Consider the following 22,098-nt stretch of genomic DNA (forward strand, 5'->3'; position numbering starts at 1 on the left):
ACGTAATTTCTGCTGGTTATCATTCTCGTTGCCGCGTCGCGGCAGTTTTTGCCTGCGCATCGTAAAGGATCCGCGACCGTCATCCTCTGACGTGCCGTTCGCCAGGCGAACAAAATGTATAACGATATTTTTCGCCGCAGCCTGTCTGCGGCGATTTGCGCATGATGCGTTTCCAGGAGTGGGAATGGAATTTTTCGACATCAAAAAAATGCCGGTAAACCTGTGGCGTAACGGCGCAGGTGAAACCCGCGAGATCTGCTGTTTTCCGCCGAGCCGCGATTTTAACTGGCGCGCCAGCATTGCGTCTCTCGCCAGTAATGGCGAATTTAACGTCGTGCCGCAGGTGGATCGCGTGGTGACGCTGCTGGATGGCGGTGAAATCACCCTGCTGGGGGGCGGCGCGTTTCGCCACACCTTAAAGCGACATCAGCCGTTTACGTTCGCGGGCGAGCACCCGGTGCGCGCGGAGCTGACCGACGGGCGCATGTCGCTGGACTTCAATCTGATGACCCGCCGCGACCGCTGCCGCGCGCAGGTGCGCGTCGCCGATCGCACGTTTACCACCGGCCGCGCGCGCGGCGGTATCGTGTATGTCCTGAGCGGCGCCTGGCAGCTTAACGATAAACTGCTGACGCCGGAGCAGGGCGCCTGGTGGCAGGAGGGGAGCCATACCCTCCGGCTGCTGAAAGCCGAAGGGCAGCTGTTGTTCAGCGAAATAACCTATCTCTGAGACGCCTGCGCGCCGATTTCCACTATCTCATGCTCGCCGCTGATAAGCGGCTTGCACAGAATGCGATAGCCGTCGTTATCGAAGCCCTGCGGCGCGCGGGAGATATTCGCCGCGTCGCTTAACGAGGCTACCGATCCCAGCCAGTACCAGTTATGGATGATATGGTACTGGGTCATCTCGCCGAAACTCTCCCGCAGCCCGACCGGGCCCTCCCACGGCCAGCAGATAACGCGCATCCGCTCCAGCGCGTCCATCAGGCGCGCGTTGTGCGCCTCAAGCGGCTCTTTGCCGCAGCAGGCGCCCGCGCAGCGTTTCAGCGCCGAGCGGAAACAGGCGCGCCCCGGGCGCACCGACTCCAGCCCCAGCAGGCCGTAGCAGAGCTGTTGTTCGTCGGCGATAGACTGCAACGTGCCGAGCGCCGCGCGGCGGCTCGAAAAGAGACCATACAGACCCGGCTGGTGCGAGAAATCGACATCGCGCGCGTAAACCACTTCTGGCTTTTCGCCCTTGAACTGCAAGGAGCAGAGCTGGCGGTTACGGCGCAGGCGCTTATTGAACAGCGGCTGTTGCTCTTTGATCATCTGCGCTTCTAGCAGCAGCGCGCCGATTTCGCCCGCGGTGCGGATAAACGTGATGCGCCGCGACTGACGCAGCATGGAAGCTTCGTCCGGGGTACGCAGATGCGACAGCACCCGGCTGCGAATATTGACGCTCTTGCCGATATAAAGCGGCATAGTTTCGCTTTCGCCATGAAAAACATAGACGCCGGGGTGCTTCGGCAGATCTTCAAGCCACGGACGCAGGTGTTCGGGGTATTCATAAATTGCCGCTTTTTCAAACTCCAGCCGCGGCGCGCCTGTACGCCTTACCACATCACTCTCCTGAATACTGTTTACTTATCCAGTCTATCAGGGAATGTGTGGTTGAAAAAGCGTCATTTTCAGGTCGGGTTACGGGTGGCGAGCCAGCAGAGCAGCGAGCCTGCCACCACCATCGCCACACCCTGCCAGAAGGCGATACCCGGCGTAAGGCCCAGCCACAGGCTTGCCAGCAGCGCCGAGAGCACCGGCGTGAAGTAAGAGGCGGTAGCCAGCAGCGTCATGTTGCCGTGCTGAATACTGTAATTCCAGGCGGCGTAGGCGACGGCGGTGGAAAGCCCCATAAAGAGCAGTTGCGCGACGGCATGAACCGACAGCTGCATGGTCGGCTGCGGCGCAAGGCAATATTGCAGCCACAGGACAGCGGCCGTGGCGCAGAAAAAGAGCGCCACGCCGTTCTGGCCGTTGCTCCAGCGGCGCGTCAGGTTGCAGTACAGCGCCCAGACCAGCGCGGCGCTGAACGCGAGCGCGTAAGCAACCGGATTATCCTGCATGTTGAGCCACAGCTGCGCGGGCGACCAGCCGCCGTCGCCTTTCAGCACCTGAAACACGCCCGCGATCGCAAGCAGCAGGCCCGGCCAGAGCCAGACGCGGCAGCGCTGGCCGTTGATGAGCGCCGCCAGCAGCACCGTCAGGCTCGGCCAGAGGTAGTTGATCATCCCAAGCTCCAGCGACTGCGCGCGGGTATGCGCAAGCCCAATCGCCAGCGCGAGGCAGATTTCATAGCCAACGAAGAGCACACCGCCGATCGCTAAATAGCGACGCGGTAAGCGGCCAGGGTGAATGAGGCCGGGCGACACCATCAGACACAGCGAACTGACGGTATAAATCAGCGCTGCGCCGCCCACCGGGCCGAACGCCTCGCTGATGCTGCGCAATAAACCAACAGACGTGCTCCAGAGCAGAATGGCCAGCAGGCCCGGCAGCGTGGCGCGCTGCGTTGAAACTGACATACGTCATCCGTGAAAAAAGTGCGGCGGTACAAAACGTAATGATGAGAGGGACGACACTCCCCGGCCGTGCCGGGGAGGTTGCCGCAACGCGATTACTGTTTCCAGAAGTCGTCGAAAATCGTGATCGGCGGGCGACGCTTGTGCTCGGTTTTCACATACCAGCCGTCGATGATCTGGCTGATTTTCTCATCGATCGGTTTGCCTTCCAGATAATCGTCGATGTTGTCGTACGTCACGCCGAGCGCCACTTCATCCGGCAGGGACGGGCGGTCGTCTTCGAGATCGGCGGTCGGCACTTTAAGATAAAGGTGTTCCGGGCAGCCCAGGGTTTTCAGCAGCAGTTTGCCCTGACGTTTATTAAGGCGGAACAGTGGGTTGATGTCGGTGCCGCCGTCGCCATATTTAGTGAAAAAGCCGGTGACGGCTTCGGCCGCATGGTCGGTGCCCACGACCACGCCTTTGGTCATCCCGGCGATGCTGTATTGCGCTTTCATACGCTCACGCGCTTTTTCGTTGCCGCGAACAAAATCGCTCAGTTCAATGCCTGCTTCGCGCAGCGCTTTTTCGCTCGCCTGTACCGCTTCTTTAATGTTAACCGTCAGGACCTTATCCGGCTGAATAAACGCCAGCGCATCCTGACAATCTTTTTCGTCAAACTGCACGCCGAAAGGCAGGCGCACCGCGATAAACTGGTAGCCCTGATCGCCGGTTTCATCGCGAAGTTCGCTGATGGCAAGCTGGCTCAGTTTGCCCGCGAGCGTGGAGTCCTGGCCGCCGCTGATGCCGAGCACCAGGGTTTTCAGGAACGGATAGGTTTTCAGGTAGGCTTTGAGAAAATCGACGCTGCGGCGAATTTCTTCATTGGCGTCGATCTGCGGTTTTACACCAAGTGCCTGAATAATTTCTTGTTGTAGTGCCATTTACCCCTCCAGTCTTGTTTGCCTGCAACGCGCAGGCATTGAAACAGTGATCTGTTAAAGCTAACCCGTTGTGGGCAAAACGACAAGTTGTCGCCGCCCGGCGCGGCGCCAGGTGGTTTTTACATAATCAGTATTGCCTGAGGGAATACTCTTAATTTGGCACTCTTTCAGGTAACAAGTTGAAAAATGTTATTTTATATTCCAGGCTTATCTGCACACGCTGAAAAAAAGAGGATGACACAATGAACAAGAAGTTTGCAGGGTTTCTGGGTGCAGCGGCTGTTATGACGATGCTGGCAGGGTGTACCGCTTACGATCGTACCGCCGATCAGTTCACCCAACCGGTGGTAAAAGATGTGAAAAAAGGCATGAGCCGTCAGCAGGTAATGCAGATCGCGGGTAAACCGTCTTCTGAAGTGACCATGATCCATGCTCGCGGTACCTGCCAGACCTATATCCTGGGCAGCCGCAACGGTAAAACCGAAACCTATTTCGTCGCGCTGGATGAAACGGGCCATGTGCTGAACTCCGGCTACCAGACCTGTGCCGAGTACGATACCGATCCGCAGGCGCCGAAGAAGTAATCGCGCTGCTGACAGAAAAACCGGCTCCGGCCGGTTTTTTTATGCCTGCGTGTTGTGGGATGCGCGCTGGCAAATAAAAAACGCCGCGGTAAGCGGCGTTTTTGTGTAGCGCAGGCGGCGGTTACGCCGGGATGGCCGCCACTTTTGGCGTGCGCGCCCAGACGCGATGGCAGGCGAGCTGGTGGATGAAATCATCCATAAAGCTGCCTGAGGCGTCGTCGGCTTCGACAATCCCTTCCTCGCCCGTGTCCGGCACCGACAGTCGGCTCTTCAGCCCGCGCGCGTCGCCCATCAGGCCGATCGCTTTCAGGTGTTTATACGCCTCCAGCAGGTAATAGACCGCATCGCCGTTATCGGCAAGGGCGCTCGCAGCACCACCCGGCACCAGCACGGCGTCTACGGTCACGGACGGCGAGCCGGCGAACGTGCCTGCCACTTCCAGTTGCGAGCCGTCATCCGCCGTCACGCTGCCCATACGACTGTACAGCAATTTGGCATGTACGCCGTGCGATTTCAGCGCCTGTAACATGGCGAGCAGATCGGCGGCTTTCACATGGTCATTCAACAGGACGGCGACCACACGCCCTTTCACGGTCCCGCCCGGTACGGCATAGAGGCTCAGCGACGGATCTTTTTTCAGGCCATTAACATCTTTCGGCGGCGCGACATGCATCTGCTCGTCGGTGAGCGTAATGCCAAGGTTAGCGGCGACAGGATGCGCCAGTGAAATATCGATATGGCAGAGGTGATCCACCACGCGCTCGCGGATATAGCCGCGCACCACTTTGCTGAGTTCAAAGCTGAACGCGTCGATGATATGGCGCTGCTCCACCGGCGTCTGGCTTTGCCAGAAGAGGCGCGGCTGAGAGTAATATTCGCCAAACGACGGGCTGCGCTCGCGGATCTTGTGGCCCTCGATGCGTTCCTGATGGCTTTCAAATCCGCCTGCTTTCGGCGCAGGCGGCGTTTCGCGCGGCCAGTTATCGTTAATCGAGTTTGGTTCGTAATTGGCCGGATTGGTGTCGATATCCATCCGGTGCATGCCGTCGCGCTGGAAATTATGGTACGGGCAGGTCGGACGGTTAATCGGGATCTCGTGGAAGTTCGGCCCGCCGAGACGGCTTATCTGGGTGTCGGTGTAAGAGAACAGACGCCCCTGGAGCAGCGGGTCGTTGCTGAAATCCAGTCCCGGCACGATATGGCCCGGATGGAACGCCGCCTGTTCGTTTTCAGCGAAGAAGTTATCCGGGTTGCGGTTCAGCACCATTTTGCCGACCAGCTGCACCGGCACCAGCTCTTCCGGGATGAGCTTAGTGGCGTCGAGCAGGTCAAAATCAAACTTAAATTCGTCCTCTTCCGGGATCAGCTGCACGCCGAGTTCATATTCCGGGTAGTCGCCCGCTTCGATGGCTTCCCAGAGATCGCGCCGGTGGAAATCCGGATCGCGCCCGGTGAGCTTCTGCGATTCATCCCAGATAAGCGACGCTTTGCCCGCCACTGGCTTCCAGTGGAAGCGCACAAAGGTGCCTTTGCCTTCGGCGTTGATAAAGCGGAAAGTGTGAATGCCAAAGCCTTCCATGGTGCGGTAGCTGCGCGGAATGCCGCGGTCGGACATCGCCCACATGACGTTGTGCAGCGTTTCCGGCTGAAGCGACACGTAATCCCAGAAGGTGTCGTGCGCGCTCTGGCCCTGCGGAATGGCCCAGTGCGGCTCCGGCTTCACGGCATGGACGAAATCCGGGAACTTATGGGCGTCCTGAATGAAAAAGACCGGCGTGTTGTTGCCGACCAGATCGAAAATCCCTTCTTCGGTATAAAACTTGGTGGCGAAGCCGCGAATATCGCGCACCGTATCCGCCGAGCCCGCGCCGCCCTGTACCGTCGAGAAACGCACAAACACCGGCGTGATTTTTTGCGGGTCGCTTAAGAACGCGGCTTTGGTGATATCGCTCAGGCTTTTGTATGGCTGAAAGTAGCCGTGGGCGGCAGAGCCGCGCGCATGCACGATGCGCTCGGGAATACGTTCATGGTCAAAGTGGGTGATTTTTTCCCGCAGGATGAAATCTTCCAGCAGCGTCGGGCCGCGGGTGCCGGCGCGGAGCGAATTCTGATCGTCAGCGATACGCACGCCCTGGTTGGTCGTCAGCGCCTCGTTCTCACCGCCTTTGCGGAAGGTCTCCAGCGCGCCGAGCTTATCGTTCGTCACCTGCGGCGCCTTCAGGCTGCCGGGCGCGGTCGGTTGCTCGCCCGGCGGGGTGGGCGCCGGGGAAGGGCGATGGGAGCCATCGGCAGGCGCCAGCGACCCCATGCCCGGCTGGGATGAGCGCGCGTCGTGGAACGGGGCTTCATGGTTAGGGCGTTTCTCATCATTCGACATTGAACTCGTCTCCTTTCCTTTTTCTTAAGCAGTCGGATGGCTGCATGAAATGTAAGGTAACTATAGAACAGCACTGAAGTTCTTGCGGAAAAGGCGACGGCGTAAAAAACGGCAAATGCACCGCGCAGCGCACGCAGGATGCGACGCAGGGCCGTCCGATCCGCTATCATAGTGGTTTATCTTTTGTTTGCAGCCAGTGAATCCGACGCTTATGAAACCACTTCGTCATCAGAATCGTCCCGTTATCAGCTATGTCCCACGCGTGGAGCCAGCTCCGCCAGATCATGCGGATCGCATGGAGGGGTTTGACGATGTCTGGGTGCTGAAGGGCAAATATGTGGCGTTTGTGATGTCCGGGGATCGTTTTCGCCGCTCTCCCGTCTTCAGCAGCCCGGAAGCCGCCCAGCGCTGGGCCAATCAGCTCAAGCAGGATGAGGTATAGGGCGGAATTTTTGCCCGGCGCGACGCGCAGAAGAAAGAAGTCGCCTGAAACAACAAAGCCCGCCGGACAGCGGGTTTTTATTTGCCTTTAAAATGCACTTGCGCACTGTGCAGGTGGGCGTTAAAGTGATCGGGAAAGGAAACAGGGAGGTATCAATGGAATGCAGAAGCATATCGGCAGTTTTCGTGACGCCTGGCTGGCGGCTTTTTTCGTGTATTCGATGCCACACCGCAACATTCCGGCAGAGATTCATAACACACTGGCGCGCAAACTCGACATCATCAACGCAGCAACCTCATACCTCGATCTCCGCTCGCCGCCTGGCAACCGGTTTGAGGCGCTGAGCGGTAAATTGCAGGGGTATTCATCGATTCGGGTCAACCATCACTACCGGCTGATTTTCAGATGGGTGGAAGGCAAAGCGGAAGAGCTCTATTTAGATCCGCATGATTACTGATTGCGGCGTGCCGCAAAGTTAAGGAAATACACATGAAACAGGCAACCAGAAAGCCCACGACGCCCGGCGAGATCCTGGTGTACGAATACCTGGAGCCGCTCGGCCTTAAAATCAACGAGGTGGCGGAGATGCTTTGCGTCCATCGTAATAGCGTGAGCGCGCTGGTAAACAATAACCGCAAGCTCACTACCGATATGGCGTTTCGCCTGGCGAAAGCGTTCGGCACCTCTGTCGACTTCTGGCTTAACCTGCAGGCGGCTGTCGACCTGTGGGAAGTGGAAAATGATATGCGCATTCAGGAAGCGTTCAGCCGCATCATACCCGCCGCGGAGTTTATCGCCCGGCGCGACACGCAGAAGAAAGAAGTCGCCTGAAACAGCAAAGCCCGCCGGATGGCGGGTTATCAGCGCTGAACGTCTATAAAATAAAACCCCGGCGCGCAGGCCGGGGTTGATAACAACATCATCTTACGTGATTAACGGTGCGCCAGTTCGGCCTCGTCATCGCTGTTCAGGATGGCTTTATCCGTCTGCTTCAGCCACTGGCTGGTCAGCGTGCCGGCGGTCATGGAGCCGCTGACGTTGAGCGCGGTACGGCCCATGTCGATCAGCGGTTCGACGGAAATCAGCAGCGCCACCAGCGTAACCGGCAGGCCCATCGCCGGCAGTACGATCAGCGCAGCGAAAGTCGCGCCGCCGCCGACGCCCGCCACACCGGCGGAGCTTAAGGTCACGATGCCGACGAGCGTTGCGATCCACACCGGGTCGAGCGGGTTAATGCCGACAGTCGGGGCGACCATCACCGCCAGCATGGTCGGGTAGAGACCCGCGCAGCCGTTCTGGCCGATCGTCGCGCCAAAGGAGGCTGCGAAAGAGGCGATGGATTCCGGCACGCCCAGACGACGCGTCTGCGCTTCCACATTCAGCGGAATGCTCGCCGCGCTGGAGCGGCTGGTAAAGGCAAACGTCAGCACCGGCCACACTTTGCGGAAGTAGCGCAGCGGGCTGACGCCGTTTACCGCCAGCAGGATACCGTGCACCACGAACATGATGCCGAGGCCCAGATAAGAGGCGACCACAAAGCTGCCGAGCTTGATGATGTCCTGCAGGTTGGAGCCTGCGACGACTTTGGTCATCAGCGCCAGTACGCCGTATGGAGTCAACTGCATCACCAGACGCACCAGCTTCATCACCCAGCTCTGCAGGATGTCGATAGCCGCCAGCACGCGTTCGCCTTTCGGCGCGTCGTCTTTCAGCAGTTTCAGCGCCGCTACGCCCAGGAACGCCGCGAAAATCACCACGCTGATGATGGACGTCGGGCTCGCGCCGGTCAGATCGGCAAACGGGTTTTTCGGAATGAAGGAGAGAATCAGCTGCGGTACGGTCAGATCGGCGACTTTACCGGCGTAGTTGGTCTGAATGGCGTTCAGACGCGCGGTTTCCGCGCTGCCCTGCACCAGACCTTCCGCCGTCAGGCCGAAGAGATTGGTCACCAGCACGCCGACCAGCGCCGCGATAAGCGTGGTGAACAGCAGGGTGCCGATGGTCAGCACGCTGATTTTACCCAGCGACGAGGCGTTATGCAGACGCGCCACGGCGCTCAGGATCATCGCGAACACCAGCGGCATCACAATCATCTGCAGCAGCTGCACATAGCCGTTACCGACAATGTTGAACCACTGGATGGAGGTTTTCAGCGTCTCGCTGTCAGAACCATAAATGGTATGCAGCGCGAGACCGAAGACCACGCCCATGGCGAGACCGAGTAATACTTTTTTTGCCAGGCTCCACTGCGTATGGCGCGTGCGCGCCAGCAACAGCAGCAGAACCACGAACGCGACAACGTTCGCTATCAGTGGAAGATTCATCCCCGTTCTCCTGATTTTTTTATAACCGGCACGGCCGAAATGGCATGCCTTTATGCCGCAAAGGGTATCAGAATCAAAAGAGGGTGCCTTATATCCAAATGGAATGGTTTATATCAAAACGCAATTTCAGTTTATTTACTGTTCCATCTGGTGATGAATAAAGCGATTAAAGGTGTTTTGCAGTGAATTAATGGCGGCCGACGACCACTTCATTGCGCTGCTGTCGGTCATGCTTTGCGGCATCCATACCGCCCAGACGAACAGCGCCATGCATAATACGCGCTCAAGCTGATTGCCTTTCTGCGGATAGAGGAGCGGCAGGCGGAAGCGCCAGCGGCAGGGCCAAAGTAGCGGCACGCCGGCGGGCGTTATCATATCGGCGAGAATATGGCTGAGATAGCCGAGCACCAGCCCTTGCAGCGCATCGGCAGGCAGTATCCAGGTTTCCGGCACTTTTAACAGAAAGAGCGTAAGGCCGCCGAAGACCGCGAGCAGACTGTGCGTAAAGCCCCGGTGGCCGAACATTCGCGCCACGGGTTTTGATATCCATTTCAGCCGCTGCCCCAGAAACGACTTCGGGTGATCGATATCCGGCAGCAGGCAGGTGAGAATGGCGGAGGGAACAATATGCCACCAGTCGCCCTGCGCCAGCACAGGGGTCAGCTCGGCATTTTTGGCAAATACCGCGCAGGCAATCGAAAAAAGCAGGTGGCCTTCCGCCGTCATGATAAAACCCTGAAACTGTCAATCTATCCAGTATAGGGTTTTTATACAGTAGAGAAAAGTGGTGACGGTGTAACACTTTGTCACCGCAGCCCCCGTAACGCCTTGCCTCGAGGCTAACGGGCGAGCCAGCCGCCATCCACCGCCAGGGTGTAGCCATTGACGTAATCCGACGCCTTTGAGGCGAGGAAGATAACCGGCCCCTGCAAATCTTCGGGCGTTCCCCAGCGGCCTGCCGGAATACGTCCCAGGATTTCCTCATTGCGTTCCGCGTCTTCGCGCAGCGCCTGCGTGTTATTGGTCGCCATATAGCCCGGCGCGATGCCGTTAACGTTGATGCCATAGGGCGCCCATTCATTGGCGAGCAGGCGGGTCAGGCCCAGCACGCCGCTTTTCGAGGCGGTATAAGAGGGCACGCGAATGCCACCCTGAAAAGAGAGCATCGAGGCGACGTTAATGATTTTTCCGCCGCTACCCTGGGCGATGAACTGCCTGGCGACAGCCTGAGAAAGGAAGAACAGGGCTTTCAGGTTGAGATCCATCACCTCGTCCCAGTCTTTTTCGCTGAAATCGAGCGCGTCGTCGCGGCGGATGATCCCGGCGTTGTTTACCAGAATATCGATACGGCCCAGCGCCCCGACGGCCTCGGTGACGAGCGGCTGCACCGGCGCCGTGGCTAAATCGGCCTCGATGGCGACAAAACGGCGGCCCAGCGCGTGGACTTTGGCGGAGGTTTCCCGCGCTGCCCTGCGACTGACGCCTGCGATATCGCACCCGGCGGCGGCGAGCCCGAGCGCCATGCCCTGTCCCAGCCCGGTATTGCACCCGGTCACCATCGCCACTTTTCCGGCAAGCGAGAATTTATCCAGCATGTTCCGTTCCTCTTTGGCTCATCATTGCGGCGCAGGGAAATTCCCTTTCGCATTCAGAGCAATGATAGGAGCCGCCGGAAGAAAAGACAAAGCTAAATGAAACTGTGTTTTAAAAATATGACGGCGGGCATTTTTTTATGGAAGAGAAAAGCAAAAACCGCCGCCAGGCAGCGGCGGTGAGTGGTTTAACCTTTCAGATGCCAGGGCTCGAGCTCGGTCAGCGAGTTCAGCCGGACGTTGGCGAGCGCCCAGCGCGCATCGCTGCGGTTCTCTTCGGCCGGGACGACAATGGAACGCATACGCGCCGCTTTGGTGGCGACCATGCCGTTGACGGAATCTTCCAGCGTCACGCAGCAGAGCGGATCGACGCCAAGTTTCGCCGCCGCATCCAGGTAGACCTGCGGGTGCGGCTTGCTGTAAGGCAAATGTTCGGCGGAAGCGAGCACGTCAAACTGGTCGCGCAGATCAAACAGCGTCAGTACGCGCTCCAGCATCCGCAGCGGCGAGGCGGAGGCGAGGCCGACCTTCAGCCCCTGCGCTTTACAGAGCGCAATCGCGTCCGCCACGCCCGGCAGCAGCGGGCGTTTTTCTTCCACCAGCGTCATGGCGCGGGTGATAATGCGCTGCGTCACTTCATCCACCGACGGGCCGTTCCACGGCTGCTGCGCGAACCACAGCGCCACCACCAGATCGATGCGCAGCCCCAGCGTGTCGGGCAGCTCGTGGCGGCGGGAGGTATCGACCCCGAGCGTCGCGATCACTTCGAGCTCCGCCTGGTCCCAGAGCGGTTCGGAGTCAATCAGTAAACCATCCATATCAAAAATAGCGGCGAGGATCTGTCGCGGCGAAGACATCGTGTCACTCCTTCTTGTTACGCGGGAAAGGTTAATGAATAGCCGGAAAAACGCGTTATGGCTACCGCTTTCCGGCCATGTGCCGGAAAGTTCAGGCGAAAAGGCGCTTCACAGGGTAAACTTAGGCGAATCTGTCGCGTCGCTATCAAGGGGAAAGCATGACGTATCAACAAGCTGGACGCATTGGTGTCTTAAAACGCATCGCCGGATGGGTGATTTTCATTCCTGCCACGCTCTCCACGATTATCTCCGTGCTGAAATTCATGTATCAGCACAGCGAAAAGCAGCCGGGCATTAACGCCGTAATGATGGATTTCGCCCATGTGATGATCGAAATGGTGCGTTTTAACACGCCGTTCCTGAATCTTTTCTGGTACAACTCGCCGCAGCCTGATTTCACCCGTCACGCGAATATCAGTTTCTGGATCATCTATATTCTGATTTTCGTCGGTCTGGCGTTACAGGCGTCCGGCGCGCGCATGTGCCGCCAGGCGCGTTTTCTGCGTGAGCATGTTGAAGACAGCCTGATCCTTGAGCGCGCCAAAGGCGAAGAGGGACTGACCCGCGACGCGCTGGAGTCGCGCATCGTGGTGCCGCGTCACACCATTTTCGTGCAAATCTTCCCGCTCTATATCCTGCCGGTGATAGTGCTGGTGCTGGGCTACGTGTTTTTCTCTCTGCTCGGGTTTCTGTAAACACGCGCGCGGCGGCGCGCCTTTCTCATATGCCCAGAACGCGGGTTAACGCCTGTTGCGCGGCGACCAGATGCTGACCGCCGAAGAGCGTCGCGCGGTTTAACAGCGTATAGAGCTGATAAAGCGGCTGGCGTTCAAGAAAGCCGGCGGGCAGCGGCAGCACTGACTGGTAACCGTCGTAAATCTGCGGCGGCTGCTCGGGGTGCAGCGGCAGCATCGCCAGATCGCATTCGCGATCGCCCCAGTAGCAGGCCGGGTCGAAAATATACGGCCCGTCCGGTCCCAGCGCGCAGTTGCCGGACCATAAATCGCCGTGCAGCAGCGAAGGCGCGGGCTGGTGCGAAACCAGCTGTTGATGAACCGCGTCCACTATTCTGTCGATATCGCCGAACTCCATGCCTTTTTCCGCGGCCAGCTCCAGCTGCCAGCCGATGCGTTGTTCGGCGAAAAAGCTCGCCCAGCGGCGCTGCCAGGCGTTAGGCTGCGGCGTGGTGGAGAGGTGGTTGTCGTAATCCAGACCGTACTGCGGCTGTTCGCTCCACTGGTGCAGGCGCGCCAGCTGCTGGCCCAGCAGAAAGGCGTTATGGGCGTCAAGGGGTTTCGGCGGCAGATATTCCAGCAGAAGAAAGCTATATTCACGGTCGCTGCCGACGGCGATAACGTCCGGCACCGTGACCGTTTTACTGCGCGCCAGCAGGTTGACCTGATCGGCTTCGGCGGTAAAGCAGGGCAACAACGTCGCATCATCGCATTTCACGAAGATAGCGCGCCCTGCCCAGTCGATTCGCCATGCGGCATGAATTTCACCGCCCGGCAGTTCGGTTCGCTGGCTGATTTCACCGGCGCCCAGCTGTTCGTTTAACAAACGCGTAATGGCATGCCACATGATTACTCTCCCAGGTTTCCCGTAAAGAAAGTCAGCTTAACGCGCCCGCACGGATGAAAATCTGCGCGGGCGCACAACCTGCCGCGCACGGGCGGCGTTACACGGTATCGTTGTCGCGCAGCCAGGCTTCAAACGTGGTGACGGTCACCTGCGGCTTCTGGTCGAGCGCCGCCTCGCCAAGTCCTTCGGCCAGCGCAGCCACCTCGTCCTGACTGAGCGCGCTGACCAGCCCGAACGTATTGGTGCCCAGCTCGTGAATTTTGCCGTCGTCGTCGGCAAGCGTGAGCTGGAAACCGCCGCGCGTCAGGTGGTTATTCAGCTCATTAATATCGGTCAGGCTTTTCTCATGAAACGTAACGGTGACGACATAGCGGGTCACTTCACTCATGGCGAACCTCATTGTCAGCAATAAAACGCCAGCCCGGCAGGGCTGGCCTGTAAGTTAGCGTGTCAGCCAGTGATAGATGCGATCGGTGTTTTCCATCGAGCAGAGCCGCGTGCCCTGATTGATGGTGGCGGCGCTACCGGCGGCCACGCCGTAACGCACCATATCCAGCAGCGGGGCGTCCTGGGCCAGGCGCAGCGTCATGGCGCCGACCATGCTGTCGCCCGCGCCGACGGTGCTCTGGCTTTTCATCGGCGGCGGCACGACCTGAACGCAGTCTTTACCGTCAACGCCGAGCGCGCCCTGCGGGCCCAGCGAGACGACAACGCGGCGGGCTTTGCCTGTCTTCACCAGCTCTTCCGCCGCCTGGCGTACGTCGTCAGGCGCGGTCAGATCGCGTTTCACCAGCGCCGCCAGCTCTTTCTGGTTCGGTTTGACCAGTTCGATATCGCCAATCTCCAGCGCGGCGGCCAGCGCGTCGCCGGAGCTGTCGACAATCAGGCGAATCCCCTGCTGGCGGGCGGCTTTTATCAACTGCTGGAGTTTTTCCACGCTGACGCCAGGCGGCAGGCTGCCGCTTATCACCAGAATGGCGCCCGATTCGATCGCCAGCACTTTTTCTTCCAGCTGGCGAAGTTCATCGTCCGTAAGGGTGGCGCCAGGCATGACGAAGCGGTACTGCTCGCCGCTCGACTCGACATGCACATGAAGATTCTGGCGCGTCCAGTCGCGGGCGGAAACCGTCTCTACCACCACATGCTCATCATTGAGCAGCGAGACCAGATGTTCGCCGGTCGCGCCACCCGCGGGGAAGAGGGCGGTCGCGTTGCCGCCCAGATGGACGATTGCGCGTGCGACGTTAATACCGCCGCCGCCGGGTTCAAACACCGGCGCGCTACAGCGCAGTTTCCCTTCCGGATAGATTTGCGGCGTGATTGTGGCGCTGTCGAGCGAGGGCGCCAGCGTTAGCGTATAAATACGTACCATATCGCCTCCGTTTTTTTAGACTGCCCTAAGCGTAGCACCCGACAGCCAGACGGTGAGCGAATAACGTGCTGATTTTGCCTGAATCCCGGTTTAAATCAGATGACGACGCTATATAAATAAAAGTTTATTTTTCAGAGTGCGCTTATTCTTAAATGTCGAAAGGAATTCATTGCTAAGCCAGAGGGCTCTTTTTATAATTCGTTACCTTTCTGTGGGCGGATTTTATTGATCCAGAGAAAAAGTTACGGGACCGTAATGGTCCTTTTTTTTGTTGTATGGACCTGAAAATCAACATGAAGCTTTTTAAGACAGTACCCCTGGCAATGCTGCTGGCGGGTGGCGCGCTGCTGAGCCAGCACGCGATGGCTGATAATACCGTTTTTACTGTCATGGACGATCCTTCCACCGCGAAAAAACCGTTTGAAGGTGATTTAAACGCGGGTTACCTGGCACAAACCGGCAACACCAGAAGTTCTTCTTTAACGGCTGACAGCAATCTGACCTGGTATGGCAATACCACCGCCTGGTCGCTGTGGGGCAACGCCAGCAACACCTCTTCGAACGACGAACGCTCTTCCGAGAAATATGCCGTCGGCGGACGTAGCCGTGTGAACGTGACCGATTATGACTACCTGTTTGGCCAGGCGAGCTGGCTGACGGACCGTTATAACGGTTACCGCGAGCGCGACATCCTGACGATGGGTTATGGTCGTCAGTTCCTGAACGGACCGGTACACAGCCTGCGTTTTGAATTCGGTCCGGGTGTGCGTTACGACGAGTACACCAACGGCGACACCAAAACCCAGGGCCTGGGTTATGCTTCCGGCATCTATACCTGGCAGCTGACTGATAACACCAAATTCACCCAAGGCGTTTCCGTGTTCGGCGCTGACGATACCACCGTTAACTCCGAAACGGCGCTGGACGTGGCTATCAACGAGCATTTCGGTCTGAAAGTGGCATATAACGTGACCTGGAACTCCAGCCCGCCGTCGAGCGCGCCGGATCATACCGATACCCGCACTTCGGTGACGCTGGGTTACCGTATGTAAGACGCTTTCGCAAAAGCGTGATAAAGGCTGGCGCTGCCAGCCTTTTTTATTGCGCCGCTTTAGCATTGCGTGTGTTTTCACCGCCGTGGTTTATTTGTATCCCTCTTTATTTTCAATGGCCTGGAACCGTGTTCAGTTTCTTTGACGACGCACGCCAAATAATTTGACTGTTCGAAAGTGTGATCTGGATCTACCATTTGCAGACAGGTGGTGAATAAAACGTCACCCATTTTTATGCTGCAAAAAAGAGATAATAAAGATGAATACAATCAAAACCGCGACCGCCGCCCTCGCGCTGAGCGTGCTTTCCTTCAGCGCCTTTGCTGCCCCGACGACCCAGCCCTCGAATAACGCCCCCTATGCCGGATGGCGCGCAAGCGACATTGAAGCAGGCACAAATATTCAGCCTGGCGCGGCCACGACCGGCCAGTCCATGAACGATGCGTTTAACACGCAGACGCTGGTCGCAGGCGACTGGTCCTGATGGAGCCCCGCTCCATAACTAATCTGTAAAAGAATCTGTAAAAGCCGGATCGCCCGATCCGGCTTTTTATTTCTGCTCCGTTTCATCACGTTTCTTAATATTACTTAGCTGTTTTCATCGCCAGTCCGTGGCCATTCCGTGCTAATAATTTCATTCTTATCAGAATAATTCTCTGCGCCTGCAATTTTGGGGCCCTCCTGGTCGCGCTTCAGCGCAGGAAAAATATCCCTGGCGTAATCAGGTATTTTCGTCTGGTGTCAGTTTGCTTGCTAATTAAATATGCCGAATGAATGGTCTAAAACGCGATAAAATAAACTGTGAAGTTGATCGCAAATTTGTTCGCTGTTAGGGTAAAGAAGGGTCAGGCATCTGAAAACGCAGGTAAGCACATTCGGATGTGTCATTACTAACAGCGGGAAGAGATCCTGCTACGCTCTTAAAGGAAGTCCTGGAAAGATAAGGCTTCTTTATCGCTAAGGAAGCGGACTACGGAGGCGGCTTTCACCGTCAACCAAGTCAAAGAGCGAATTCAATGAGGATGGATATGAAGCTTAAAAGAAAAAAAGTAGAACCGATCTCTCTGAGTGACGTCACGATTATTGATGATGCGAAACTTCGTAAAGCGATTACCGCAGCCTCGCTTGGTAATGCGATGGAGTGGTTTGATTTTGGTGTGTACGGCTTTGTGGCCTACGCGCTCGGCAAAGTGTTTTTCCCGGATGCCAATCCCAGCGTGCAGATGATCGCCGCGCTGGCGACATTCTCGGTTCCCTTTCTTATCCGTCCGCTCGGCGGGCTGTTCTTCGGTATGCTCGGCGATAAATATGGCCGCCAGAAGATCCTCGCGATAACCATTGTGATTATGTCCGTCAGTACATTCTGTATCGGGCTTATTCCGTCGTATGCGTCGATCGGTATCTGGGCGCCTATCCTGCTGTTGCTGTGTAAAATGGCGCAGGGCTTCTCGGTAGGCGGCGAATATACCGGCGCGTCGATCTTCGTTGCGGAATATTCGCCGGACCGTAAGCGCGGCTTTATGGGCAGCTGGCTTGATTTCGGTTCCATCGCGGGCTTCGTGCTCGGCGCGGGCGTGGTGGTGCTTATCTCCGCAATCCTGGGGGAAGATAACTTCCTGAGCTGGGGCTGGCGTCTGCCGTTCTTCCTGGCGCTGCCGCTGGGCCTGATTGGTCTCTATCTGCGTCACGCGCTGGAAGAGACCCCGGCGTTTCAGCAGCATGTGGATAAACTGGAGCAGGGCGATCGTGAAGGGCTTCAGCACGGCCCGAAAGTCTCCTTTAAAGAGATTGCGACGAAACACTGGCGCAGCCTGCTGGCGTGTATCGGTCTGGTGATTTCCACCAACGTGACCTACTACATGCTGCTCACCTATATGCCGAGTTATCTGTCTCATAATCTGCACTATTCCGAAGAACACGGCGTGCTGATTATTATCGCGATTATGATCGGCATGCTGTTTGTGCAGCCGGTGATGGGGCTGCTGAGCGACCGTTTCGGCCGCCGTCCGTTTGTTATTTTCGGCAGCGTCGCGCTGATGGTGCTGGCTATCCCGGCCTTTGTGCTGATTAACAGTAACGTGATTGGCCTGATCTTCTCCGGTCTGCTGATGCTGGCGGTGATCCTCAACTGCTTTACCGGTGTGATGGCCTCCTCGCTGCCTGCGATGTTCCCGACGCATCTGCGTTACAGCGCGCTGGCGAGCGCCTTTAATATCTCGGTCCTGATTGCCGGTCTGACGCCGACGCTGGCGGCCTGGCTGGTTGAAAGCACCGAAAATCTGATGATGCCGGCCTATTACCTGATGGTGGTGGCGGTGGTAGGACTGATTACGGGCCTGACCATGAAAGAGACCGCGAACCGTCCGCTGAAAGGCGCGACGCCTGCGGCATCGGATATCCAGGAGGCGCGCGAAATACTGCGTGAGCACCATGACAATATCGAACAGAAAATCGAAGATATTGATAAAGAGATTGCCGAGTTGCAGGAGAAGCGAACCCGTCTGGTGGATCAGCATCCTCGCATTAACGAGTAAAGTTAAAGCCCCTGCGGGGGCTTTTCTTTTGGCTATTTTTGCTTCCCGTTTATTCCTTTCTGATTATTTCTTCTCCTTTAAGCCGTTTCATAATTCCGGCTTCTGCCGTTTCCCCGCGCCAGATTGTGCTCAGTAAAATCTTAATAGCTTGATTCTCAAAGTCAGAATGTGAATGATCGCCGTACACACACCAGCAATGAATAACAATGAAGACAACCCTTTTAGTTTGCTGCTTTTATCTCAGCAGCACAGTCCCTGCCAGCGCCGTGGTTCTGGGCCGCGAATATAATACCTGGTATGAAAAAGACGCGGTTTTATATGATATGACGCAGACCGCGGATGGCAGCCCGGTCATGCTGAGTATCTCCCAGGCGGGTTACCGAACGGCCAATATGGTGATTTCGTCCCTGACGGCGGGTAAATGCCCTGGCGCGGCCAGAACGCTTGAAATCAATAACGATACCGTCTCTGCCGACTATTTTTGTACTGAACAAGGTACAGAAAAGATTGAGCACTATCTGGTTCGCGATGCCGATAAAGTCAACGCGCTGGTGGATCGGCTGCGTTCAGATTTTACGGTGATGAGCCAGAGTGAGATTAAAATCTGGGCGGCGAACATTAAAACGCCAAAATACGGTATGACGCCGCGTCTGTGAACCAGACGGCGAGCGCAGGGCGCATAAGAGCAGCGCTGCGTAAATCCTGATTTTTACAGTTTGTAAACCCAGCGATACAGCAGAAATGAGGTGACAGTTTGCGAATTGGTGACATAAATCACTGCTTATGAATAATGTATCAGTGATTGTCACGGTTTTTGAAATTGAATTCATTTTTTACCGTGGAGCTAAAACCTGTGGAGAACCTTCATAATGAATAAAATTTCAGCGCTCATGTTAGGCCTGGTCGCGACCGGTTGCATTTCCGCCAGTGCATTCGCCGTTGAAAAAGCTTCCGAAAATATCGCGCCTTTTCCAAAAGCAGAAAAAGGCATGGTCCGCCAGGTGATCGAGTTACCTGAGCGCCAGGATGAGTCCTCTTATAAAGTTGAGCTGGTTATTGGTCAGACGCTTGAAGTCGACTGTAATAAACATCTGCTGGGCGGAAAATTCGAGCGTAAAACGCTGGAGGGGTGGGGTTATGACTATTACGCCTTTGAGCCCGCGAAGAACGCCGACGGCTCGGTAATGTATACGTCCACCATGATGGCTTGCCCGGACGGTAAAAAAGAGAAGAAATTCGTCACCGCTAATCTCGGTGAAAATAGCCTGCTGAATTACAACAGCAAGCTGCCGGTGGTGGTGTATGCGCCTGAAAATATCGACGTGAAATACCGTCTCTGGAAAGCGGACGATACCCTCTCTGACGCCAGCAAGAAGTAAGCGTAAACACGCGATTTCTGCAACGTCAGACAGGCAAAGCGTCACCTGTCTGACGTAGCTTCACTGCTCCTCACCCACGCATTCTTTTTGACGATTTTTGCGCTCTGCATTAGATTTGCCTGACCCCTTAACCGGCTGACGCAGGGACGCAAATGAAAATTGATTTTTCACCGCTTAATGACACGCACATTACCGCGTGCGCTCATCTCTACTGTAAGGTCTACAAAGAAACGCCCTGGTTCGAAAAGAGCGAGCCGGAGCCGGTCATTGCTTTTATCCGGGAACATCTGAACAACAATTATTTCAGGGGTTACATTGCCCGGCATGACGATAATATCGTCGCTGTTAGCATCGGTTTCAGGAAACCGTGGCCGGGCGGCGTTGAGTATTATATTGATGAGTTTTTCGTCGATCCTGACTATCAGGGAAAGGGGGTCGGTAGCGCACTGATGAATTTCATCGCCGATCGTTCTTCAAACGAAGGATTGAATGCGATCATTCTCAACACCCATAAAGCCTATCCTTCCGATTTCTTTTACAGAAAAAACGGCTTCGACGAGCATCAGGGGCTTATTATTCTTTCCCGAACGCTTGCGTGATATCAGCGCTTCAGCGCGTATTTCCTGAACGAATCAAGGCACAAATATCCTGCATCACATTGCGTGCGGTCTGACTGATGCCGCTAAGCTGAAAGAAACCATGTATCACACCGGGATAGCGTTGCGCCGTGCCGGGGATCGATGCCTCGGTATGCTGTGCAATGAATGCCTGGAACGCCAGTGCTGCACTGAATGTTAATTAACGAGAACGTGATATCTCACGTGCTACATGTTTATTGCCAGCGCTTGCAGGACGGTCTTAAGCCAGTCGGTCGCGCCGCGTTTACCACTGCGTTGATGCGAATAAATTTTCACTTCAAACGCAGGTACCCTGAAAGGCAATTCGAATAGCCTGATATCGATTGCCGGCAGCAGTTTCTTCGCGGCGAAGCGAGGAAGCGCCATCAGCAAGTCGCTTTCTGCAACGATAAACGGCGCGCCAAGCATAGAAGGGGTTTTGAGCGCGATCTGGCGCGTATAGCCCATCTGTTCCAGCTGTGTATCAAGCACGCCCTGCTTTTCATTCCAGGGCGTCACCACCAGGTGTCTGGCAGCGAGATAATCCTCAAGCGTCAGCTGCGCTCTGCTGGCGTTGCTGATAACGACATAGTCATCTTCGAGCCAGTTGATTTCGTCTAACTCCGGATGCCGGATATCTTCCGGCGCGCTGAATCCGAGCGCCAGATCCATTTCGCCCGCCAGCAGTTCAGTCAGCGCCGGGCTGTGCGGTAAATACCGTAGCTCGAAACGCAAGCCGGGCGCCTCACGCTGCAGCCGGTGCATAAGGGTCGGGAAAATGCAAAACGCAGTGAAGTCGGTGATGGCAATCTGTAAGCACTCTGTGCTGCTGGCCGGATCAAACTCGGGCTGCGGAGTCAGTTCCTGATTGAGAAATTTCAGTGCCGAAGCAATGGAAGGCGCGAGCTGGGAGGCGTATACGCTGGGGCACATACGATGGCCCTCGCGGTAAAATAACGGGTCATTGAGCGTGATGCGCAGTCGCGACAGCGCGTGGCTCAGAGCCGACGTGCTCATCGCCAGCTCATCAGCTGCCTTACGAACGGAACAGTGCCGATAGATAGCGTCAAAAACCGGTAAAAGGTTTAAATCAAGACGCCGCAAAGCGGGATGCATAATATTCATCATTGAGTGATTTCATTGCACTTAATTCTCCTGACATTACCCCGTATGCTTAACGCCATCAATGTCTGCCCATAATGAGATACCAGGAAAACCAATGAGCTATAAAATTCGCGCGGCCCGTCCGGAAGATGCAACTGCAATTTACGAGATGATTTATGAGCTGGCGGTGTATGAAAAAGCCCCGCAGGAAGTGGTGACTACGCCAGACGAGATCAGGCAGACGCTTTTTGGCGCAGACAGCAAAACGGAAGCGCTGATATGTGAAATTGATGATAAAGCCGTAGGGTATGCCGTTTTCTTTACCAGCTATTCCACCTGGCTTGGGCGTAACGGGATTTATATGGAAGATTTATATGTTTCCCCTGAGTATCGCGGCAAGGGCGCGGGAAGGGGGCTGTTAAAACATATCGCGCAGTGTGCGGTGCAAAGGCAGTGTGGCCGTCTTGAGTGGAGCGTGCTGGACTGGAATCAGCCTGCCATCGATTTTTATCTCAGCATTGGCGCGGCGGCGCAATCTGAATGGGTACGCTATCGCCTTGATGGGGAAGCGCTGTTGCAGTTTGCCGAATAAAAACGCCTTTCCTTGCCGGCGTGGGCGCCAGGCCCCTGAGCATGGATAGCTTTATCTATTTTATTAGTGTTACCATGGTTATAGACGCAAAGCACGAACGACATACGGATGAGGCTTTGCGCACCAAAGTGTGTACCAATTTGGCGAATGTTGGTCAGATGGTTACATAACTTGTTGAATAAAAACTACTTTTTTATCATATGTGATCTT

Annotated in this window: 25 protein-coding genes and 1 pseudogene; 13 read left to right on the forward strand and 13 right to left on the reverse strand. The window is 56.3% G+C overall.

The features are described from left to right. The first annotated feature begins 184 nt into the window (after positions 1-184). Positions 185-730, forward strand: coding sequence for an environmental stress-induced protein Ves (gene ves, locus AFK65_RS08280; protein ID WP_038857374.1), 546 nt, complete (start codon positions 185-187; stop codon positions 728-730). Here ves and cho read toward each other — a convergent pair. The 3 genes from cho to nadE all read right to left on the reverse strand — a co-directional run bounded on the left by cho (position 721) and on the right by nadE (position 3,481). After that, on the reverse strand, positions 721-1,602 hold the full coding sequence (gene cho / locus AFK65_RS08285; protein ID WP_038857371.1) for an excinuclease Cho: 882 nt from the start codon (positions 1,600-1,602) through the stop codon (positions 721-723). The genes ves and cho overlap by 10 nt on opposite strands. A 68-nt stretch (positions 1,603-1,670) precedes the next feature. Further along, positions 1,671-2,561, reverse strand: coding sequence for an aromatic amino acid DMT transporter YddG (gene yddG, locus AFK65_RS08290; RefSeq protein ID WP_038857368.1), 891 nt, complete (start codon positions 2,559-2,561; stop codon positions 1,671-1,673). A gap of 92 nt (positions 2,562-2,653) precedes the next feature. Then, complete coding sequence (nadE, locus tag AFK65_RS08295) at positions 2,654-3,481, reverse strand: ammonia-dependent NAD(+) synthetase (protein WP_007696687.1); 828 nt, start codon at positions 3,479-3,481, stop codon at positions 2,654-2,656. Between the two features lie 242 nt (positions 3,482-3,723). On the opposite strand from nadE, the gene osmE reads away from it, so the two are divergent. Further along, positions 3,724-4,065, forward strand: a complete 342-nt coding sequence (gene osmE / locus AFK65_RS08300; RefSeq protein ID WP_007696690.1) for an osmotically-inducible lipoprotein OsmE — start codon at positions 3,724-3,726, stop codon at positions 4,063-4,065. A gap of 121 nt (positions 4,066-4,186) precedes the next feature. Here osmE and katE read toward each other — a convergent pair whose 3' ends face one another. After that, positions 4,187-6,442, reverse strand: a complete 2,256-nt coding sequence (gene katE, locus AFK65_RS08305) for a catalase HPII (protein WP_038857366.1) — start codon at positions 6,440-6,442, stop codon at positions 4,187-4,189. A gap of 211 nt (positions 6,443-6,653) precedes the next feature. On the opposite strand from katE, the gene cedA reads away from it, so the two are divergent. The 3 genes from cedA to AFK65_RS08320 all read left to right on the forward strand — a co-directional run bounded on the left by cedA (position 6,654) and on the right by AFK65_RS08320 (position 7,715). Then, positions 6,654-6,884 carry a cell division activator CedA gene (gene cedA, locus AFK65_RS08310; protein WP_038857365.1) on the forward strand — a complete coding sequence of 77 codons (231 nt, stop codon included), beginning with the start codon at positions 6,654-6,656 and terminating at the stop codon, positions 6,882-6,884. Between the two features lie 160 nt (positions 6,885-7,044). Further along, entirely contained in the window at positions 7,045-7,341 is a 297-nt protein-coding gene (locus AFK65_RS08315; RefSeq protein WP_007696702.1) for a type II toxin-antitoxin system RelE/ParE family toxin, read from the forward strand. Positions 7,342-7,373: 32 nt separating this feature from the next. Next, positions 7,374-7,715 (forward strand): HigA family addiction module antitoxin, encoded by a 342-nt coding sequence (locus AFK65_RS08320; RefSeq protein ID WP_007696705.1) that lies wholly within the window; start codon positions 7,374-7,376, stop codon positions 7,713-7,715. A 101-nt stretch (positions 7,716-7,816) separates the two neighbouring features. On the opposite strand, the gene AFK65_RS08325 is transcribed toward AFK65_RS08320, so the two are convergent. The 4 genes from AFK65_RS08325 to hxpB form a co-directional block, all read right to left on the reverse strand. Then, positions 7,817-9,208 carry an L-cystine transporter gene (locus AFK65_RS08325; RefSeq protein ID WP_007696707.1) on the reverse strand — a complete coding sequence of 464 codons (1,392 nt, stop codon included), beginning with the start codon at positions 9,206-9,208 and terminating at the stop codon, positions 7,817-7,819. A gap of 135 nt (positions 9,209-9,343) precedes the next feature. After that, positions 9,344-9,934: a metal-dependent hydrolase gene (locus AFK65_RS08330; RefSeq protein WP_007696709.1), complete on the reverse strand. Its 591-nt coding sequence runs from the start codon at positions 9,932-9,934 to the stop codon at positions 9,344-9,346. A gap of 113 nt (positions 9,935-10,047) precedes the next feature. Then, complete coding sequence (kduD, locus tag AFK65_RS08335) at positions 10,048-10,803, reverse strand: 2-dehydro-3-deoxy-D-gluconate 5-dehydrogenase KduD (RefSeq protein ID WP_007696711.1); 756 nt, start codon at positions 10,801-10,803, stop codon at positions 10,048-10,050. A gap of 185 nt (positions 10,804-10,988) precedes the next feature. Continuing rightward, positions 10,989-11,657, reverse strand: coding sequence for a hexitol phosphatase HxpB (gene hxpB, locus AFK65_RS08340; RefSeq protein WP_007696714.1), 669 nt, complete (start codon positions 11,655-11,657; stop codon positions 10,989-10,991). Between the two features lie 158 nt (positions 11,658-11,815). Between hxpB and AFK65_RS08345 the strand changes: the two genes are divergently transcribed. Then, positions 11,816-12,352 (forward strand): YniB family protein, encoded by a 537-nt coding sequence (locus AFK65_RS08345; RefSeq protein WP_007696717.1) that lies wholly within the window; start codon positions 11,816-11,818, stop codon positions 12,350-12,352. Between the two features lie 25 nt (positions 12,353-12,377). On the opposite strand, the gene AFK65_RS08350 is transcribed toward AFK65_RS08345, so the two are convergent. From AFK65_RS08350 to pfkB, 3 genes are all read right to left on the reverse strand, one after another. Then, the gene (locus tag AFK65_RS08350; RefSeq protein WP_007696719.1) at positions 12,378-13,238 is read right to left on the reverse strand and encodes a fructosamine kinase family protein; all 861 of its coding nucleotides are present in this window, start codon (positions 13,236-13,238) and stop codon (positions 12,378-12,380) included. A 97-nt stretch (positions 13,239-13,335) separates the two neighbouring features. Next, positions 13,336-13,626 carry a type V toxin-antitoxin system endoribonuclease antitoxin GhoS gene (gene ghoS / locus AFK65_RS08355; RefSeq protein ID WP_007696722.1) on the reverse strand — a complete coding sequence of 97 codons (291 nt, stop codon included), beginning with the start codon at positions 13,624-13,626 and terminating at the stop codon, positions 13,336-13,338. Between the two features lie 54 nt (positions 13,627-13,680). Next, positions 13,681-14,610, reverse strand: coding sequence for a 6-phosphofructokinase II (gene pfkB, locus AFK65_RS08360; protein ID WP_007696725.1), 930 nt, complete (start codon positions 14,608-14,610; stop codon positions 13,681-13,683). Between the two features lie 293 nt (positions 14,611-14,903). Between pfkB and AFK65_RS08365 the strand changes: the two genes are divergently transcribed. The 6 genes from AFK65_RS08365 to AFK65_RS08390 all read left to right on the forward strand — a co-directional run bounded on the left by AFK65_RS08365 (position 14,904) and on the right by AFK65_RS08390 (position 20,174). Next, a complete protein-coding gene (locus AFK65_RS08365) occupies positions 14,904-15,662 on the forward strand; it encodes a DUF481 domain-containing protein (protein ID WP_032805336.1) in 759 nt (252 codons plus the stop codon). A 259-nt stretch (positions 15,663-15,921) separates the two neighbouring features. After that, positions 15,922-16,146 (forward strand): hypothetical protein, encoded by a 225-nt coding sequence (locus AFK65_RS08370; protein WP_007696731.1) that lies wholly within the window; start codon positions 15,922-15,924, stop codon positions 16,144-16,146. A 544-nt stretch (positions 16,147-16,690) separates the two neighbouring features. Continuing rightward, the gene (gene proP, locus AFK65_RS08375; RefSeq protein WP_007696733.1) at positions 16,691-18,196 is read left to right on the forward strand and encodes a glycine betaine/L-proline transporter ProP; all 1,506 of its coding nucleotides are present in this window, start codon (positions 16,691-16,693) and stop codon (positions 18,194-18,196) included. Between the two features lie 206 nt (positions 18,197-18,402). Then, positions 18,403-18,852 (forward strand): hypothetical protein, encoded by a 450-nt coding sequence (locus AFK65_RS08380; RefSeq protein WP_007696736.1) that lies wholly within the window; start codon positions 18,403-18,405, stop codon positions 18,850-18,852. Between the two features lie 213 nt (positions 18,853-19,065). Next, entirely contained in the window at positions 19,066-19,575 is a 510-nt protein-coding gene (gene eco, locus AFK65_RS08385; protein WP_007696738.1) for a serine protease inhibitor ecotin, read from the forward strand. A gap of 152 nt (positions 19,576-19,727) precedes the next feature. Further along, the gene (locus tag AFK65_RS08390; RefSeq protein ID WP_007696739.1) at positions 19,728-20,174 is read left to right on the forward strand and encodes a GNAT family N-acetyltransferase; all 447 of its coding nucleotides are present in this window, start codon (positions 19,728-19,730) and stop codon (positions 20,172-20,174) included. Between the two features lie 10 nt (positions 20,175-20,184). Here AFK65_RS08390 and AFK65_RS22220 read toward each other — a convergent pair. After that, positions 20,185-20,307, reverse strand: a pseudogene (locus tag AFK65_RS22220) (alpha/beta hydrolase); the annotation flags it as partial. Between the two features lie 92 nt (positions 20,308-20,399). Further along, positions 20,400-21,320: a LysR family transcriptional regulator gene (locus tag AFK65_RS08395; RefSeq protein ID WP_007696740.1), complete on the reverse strand. Its 921-nt coding sequence runs from the start codon at positions 21,318-21,320 to the stop codon at positions 20,400-20,402. A gap of 91 nt (positions 21,321-21,411) precedes the next feature. On the opposite strand from AFK65_RS08395, the gene AFK65_RS08400 reads away from it, so the two are divergent. Beyond that, entirely contained in the window at positions 21,412-21,888 is a 477-nt protein-coding gene (locus AFK65_RS08400) for a GNAT family N-acetyltransferase (RefSeq protein ID WP_007696741.1), read from the forward strand. The last annotated feature ends 210 nt before the right edge of the window (positions 21,889-22,098 follow it).

Origin of the sequence: Cronobacter universalis NCTC 9529, from assembly GCF_001277175.1 — a bacterium.
Taxonomy (GTDB): Bacteria; Pseudomonadota; Gammaproteobacteria; order Enterobacterales; family Enterobacteriaceae; genus Cronobacter; species Cronobacter universalis.

Excerpts from the sequence above, each read along its gene's own strand:
- kduD (WP_007696711.1), bottom strand. The coding sequence starts at position 10,803 with ATGCTGGATAAATTCTCGCTTGCCGGAAAAGTGGCGATGGTGACCGGG.
- AFK65_RS08315 (WP_007696702.1), top strand. The coding sequence starts at position 7,045 with ATGCAGAAGCATATCGGCAGTTTTCGTGACGCCTGGCTGGCGGCTTTT.
- AFK65_RS08390 (WP_007696739.1), top strand. The coding sequence starts at position 19,728 with ATGAAAATTGATTTTTCACCGCTTAATGACACGCACATTACCGCGTGC.
- AFK65_RS08325 (WP_007696707.1), bottom strand. The coding sequence starts at position 9,208 with ATGAATCTTCCACTGATAGCGAACGTTGTCGCGTTCGTGGTTCTGCTG.
- AFK65_RS08345 (WP_007696717.1), top strand. The coding sequence starts at position 11,816 with ATGACGTATCAACAAGCTGGACGCATTGGTGTCTTAAAACGCATCGCC.
- ves (WP_038857374.1), top strand. The coding sequence starts at position 185 with ATGGAATTTTTCGACATCAAAAAAATGCCGGTAAACCTGTGGCGTAAC.
- hxpB (WP_007696714.1), bottom strand. The coding sequence starts at position 11,657 with ATGTCTTCGCCGCGACAGATCCTCGCCGCTATTTTTGATATGGATGGT.
- AFK65_RS08320 (WP_007696705.1), top strand. The coding sequence starts at position 7,374 with ATGAAACAGGCAACCAGAAAGCCCACGACGCCCGGCGAGATCCTGGTG.
- eco (WP_007696738.1), top strand. The coding sequence starts at position 19,066 with ATGAATAAAATTTCAGCGCTCATGTTAGGCCTGGTCGCGACCGGTTGC.
- AFK65_RS08350 (WP_007696719.1), bottom strand. The coding sequence starts at position 13,238 with ATGTGGCATGCCATTACGCGTTTGTTAAACGAACAGCTGGGCGCCGGT.
- pfkB (WP_007696725.1), bottom strand. The coding sequence starts at position 14,610 with ATGGTACGTATTTATACGCTAACGCTGGCGCCCTCGCTCGACAGCGCC.
- AFK65_RS08365 (WP_032805336.1), top strand. The coding sequence starts at position 14,904 with ATGAAGCTTTTTAAGACAGTACCCCTGGCAATGCTGCTGGCGGGTGGC.
- nadE (WP_007696687.1), bottom strand. The coding sequence starts at position 3,481 with ATGGCACTACAACAAGAAATTATTCAGGCACTTGGTGTAAAACCGCAG.
- AFK65_RS08330 (WP_007696709.1), bottom strand. The coding sequence starts at position 9,934 with ATGACGGCGGAAGGCCACCTGCTTTTTTCGATTGCCTGCGCGGTATTT.
- AFK65_RS08395 (WP_007696740.1), bottom strand. The coding sequence starts at position 21,320 with ATGATGAATATTATGCATCCCGCTTTGCGGCGTCTTGATTTAAACCTT.
- proP (WP_007696733.1), top strand. The coding sequence starts at position 16,691 with ATGAAGCTTAAAAGAAAAAAAGTAGAACCGATCTCTCTGAGTGACGTC.
- AFK65_RS08380 (WP_007696736.1), top strand. The coding sequence starts at position 18,403 with ATGAAGACAACCCTTTTAGTTTGCTGCTTTTATCTCAGCAGCACAGTC.
- yddG (WP_038857368.1), bottom strand. The coding sequence starts at position 2,561 with ATGTCAGTTTCAACGCAGCGCGCCACGCTGCCGGGCCTGCTGGCCATT.
- osmE (WP_007696690.1), top strand. The coding sequence starts at position 3,724 with ATGAACAAGAAGTTTGCAGGGTTTCTGGGTGCAGCGGCTGTTATGACG.
- ghoS (WP_007696722.1), bottom strand. The coding sequence starts at position 13,626 with ATGAGTGAAGTGACCCGCTATGTCGTCACCGTTACGTTTCATGAGAAA.
- cedA (WP_038857365.1), top strand. The coding sequence starts at position 6,654 with ATGAAACCACTTCGTCATCAGAATCGTCCCGTTATCAGCTATGTCCCA.
- AFK65_RS08400 (WP_007696741.1), top strand. The coding sequence starts at position 21,412 with ATGAGCTATAAAATTCGCGCGGCCCGTCCGGAAGATGCAACTGCAATT.
- AFK65_RS08370 (WP_007696731.1), top strand. The coding sequence starts at position 15,922 with ATGAATACAATCAAAACCGCGACCGCCGCCCTCGCGCTGAGCGTGCTT.
- katE (WP_038857366.1), bottom strand. The coding sequence starts at position 6,442 with ATGTCGAATGATGAGAAACGCCCTAACCATGAAGCCCCGTTCCACGAC.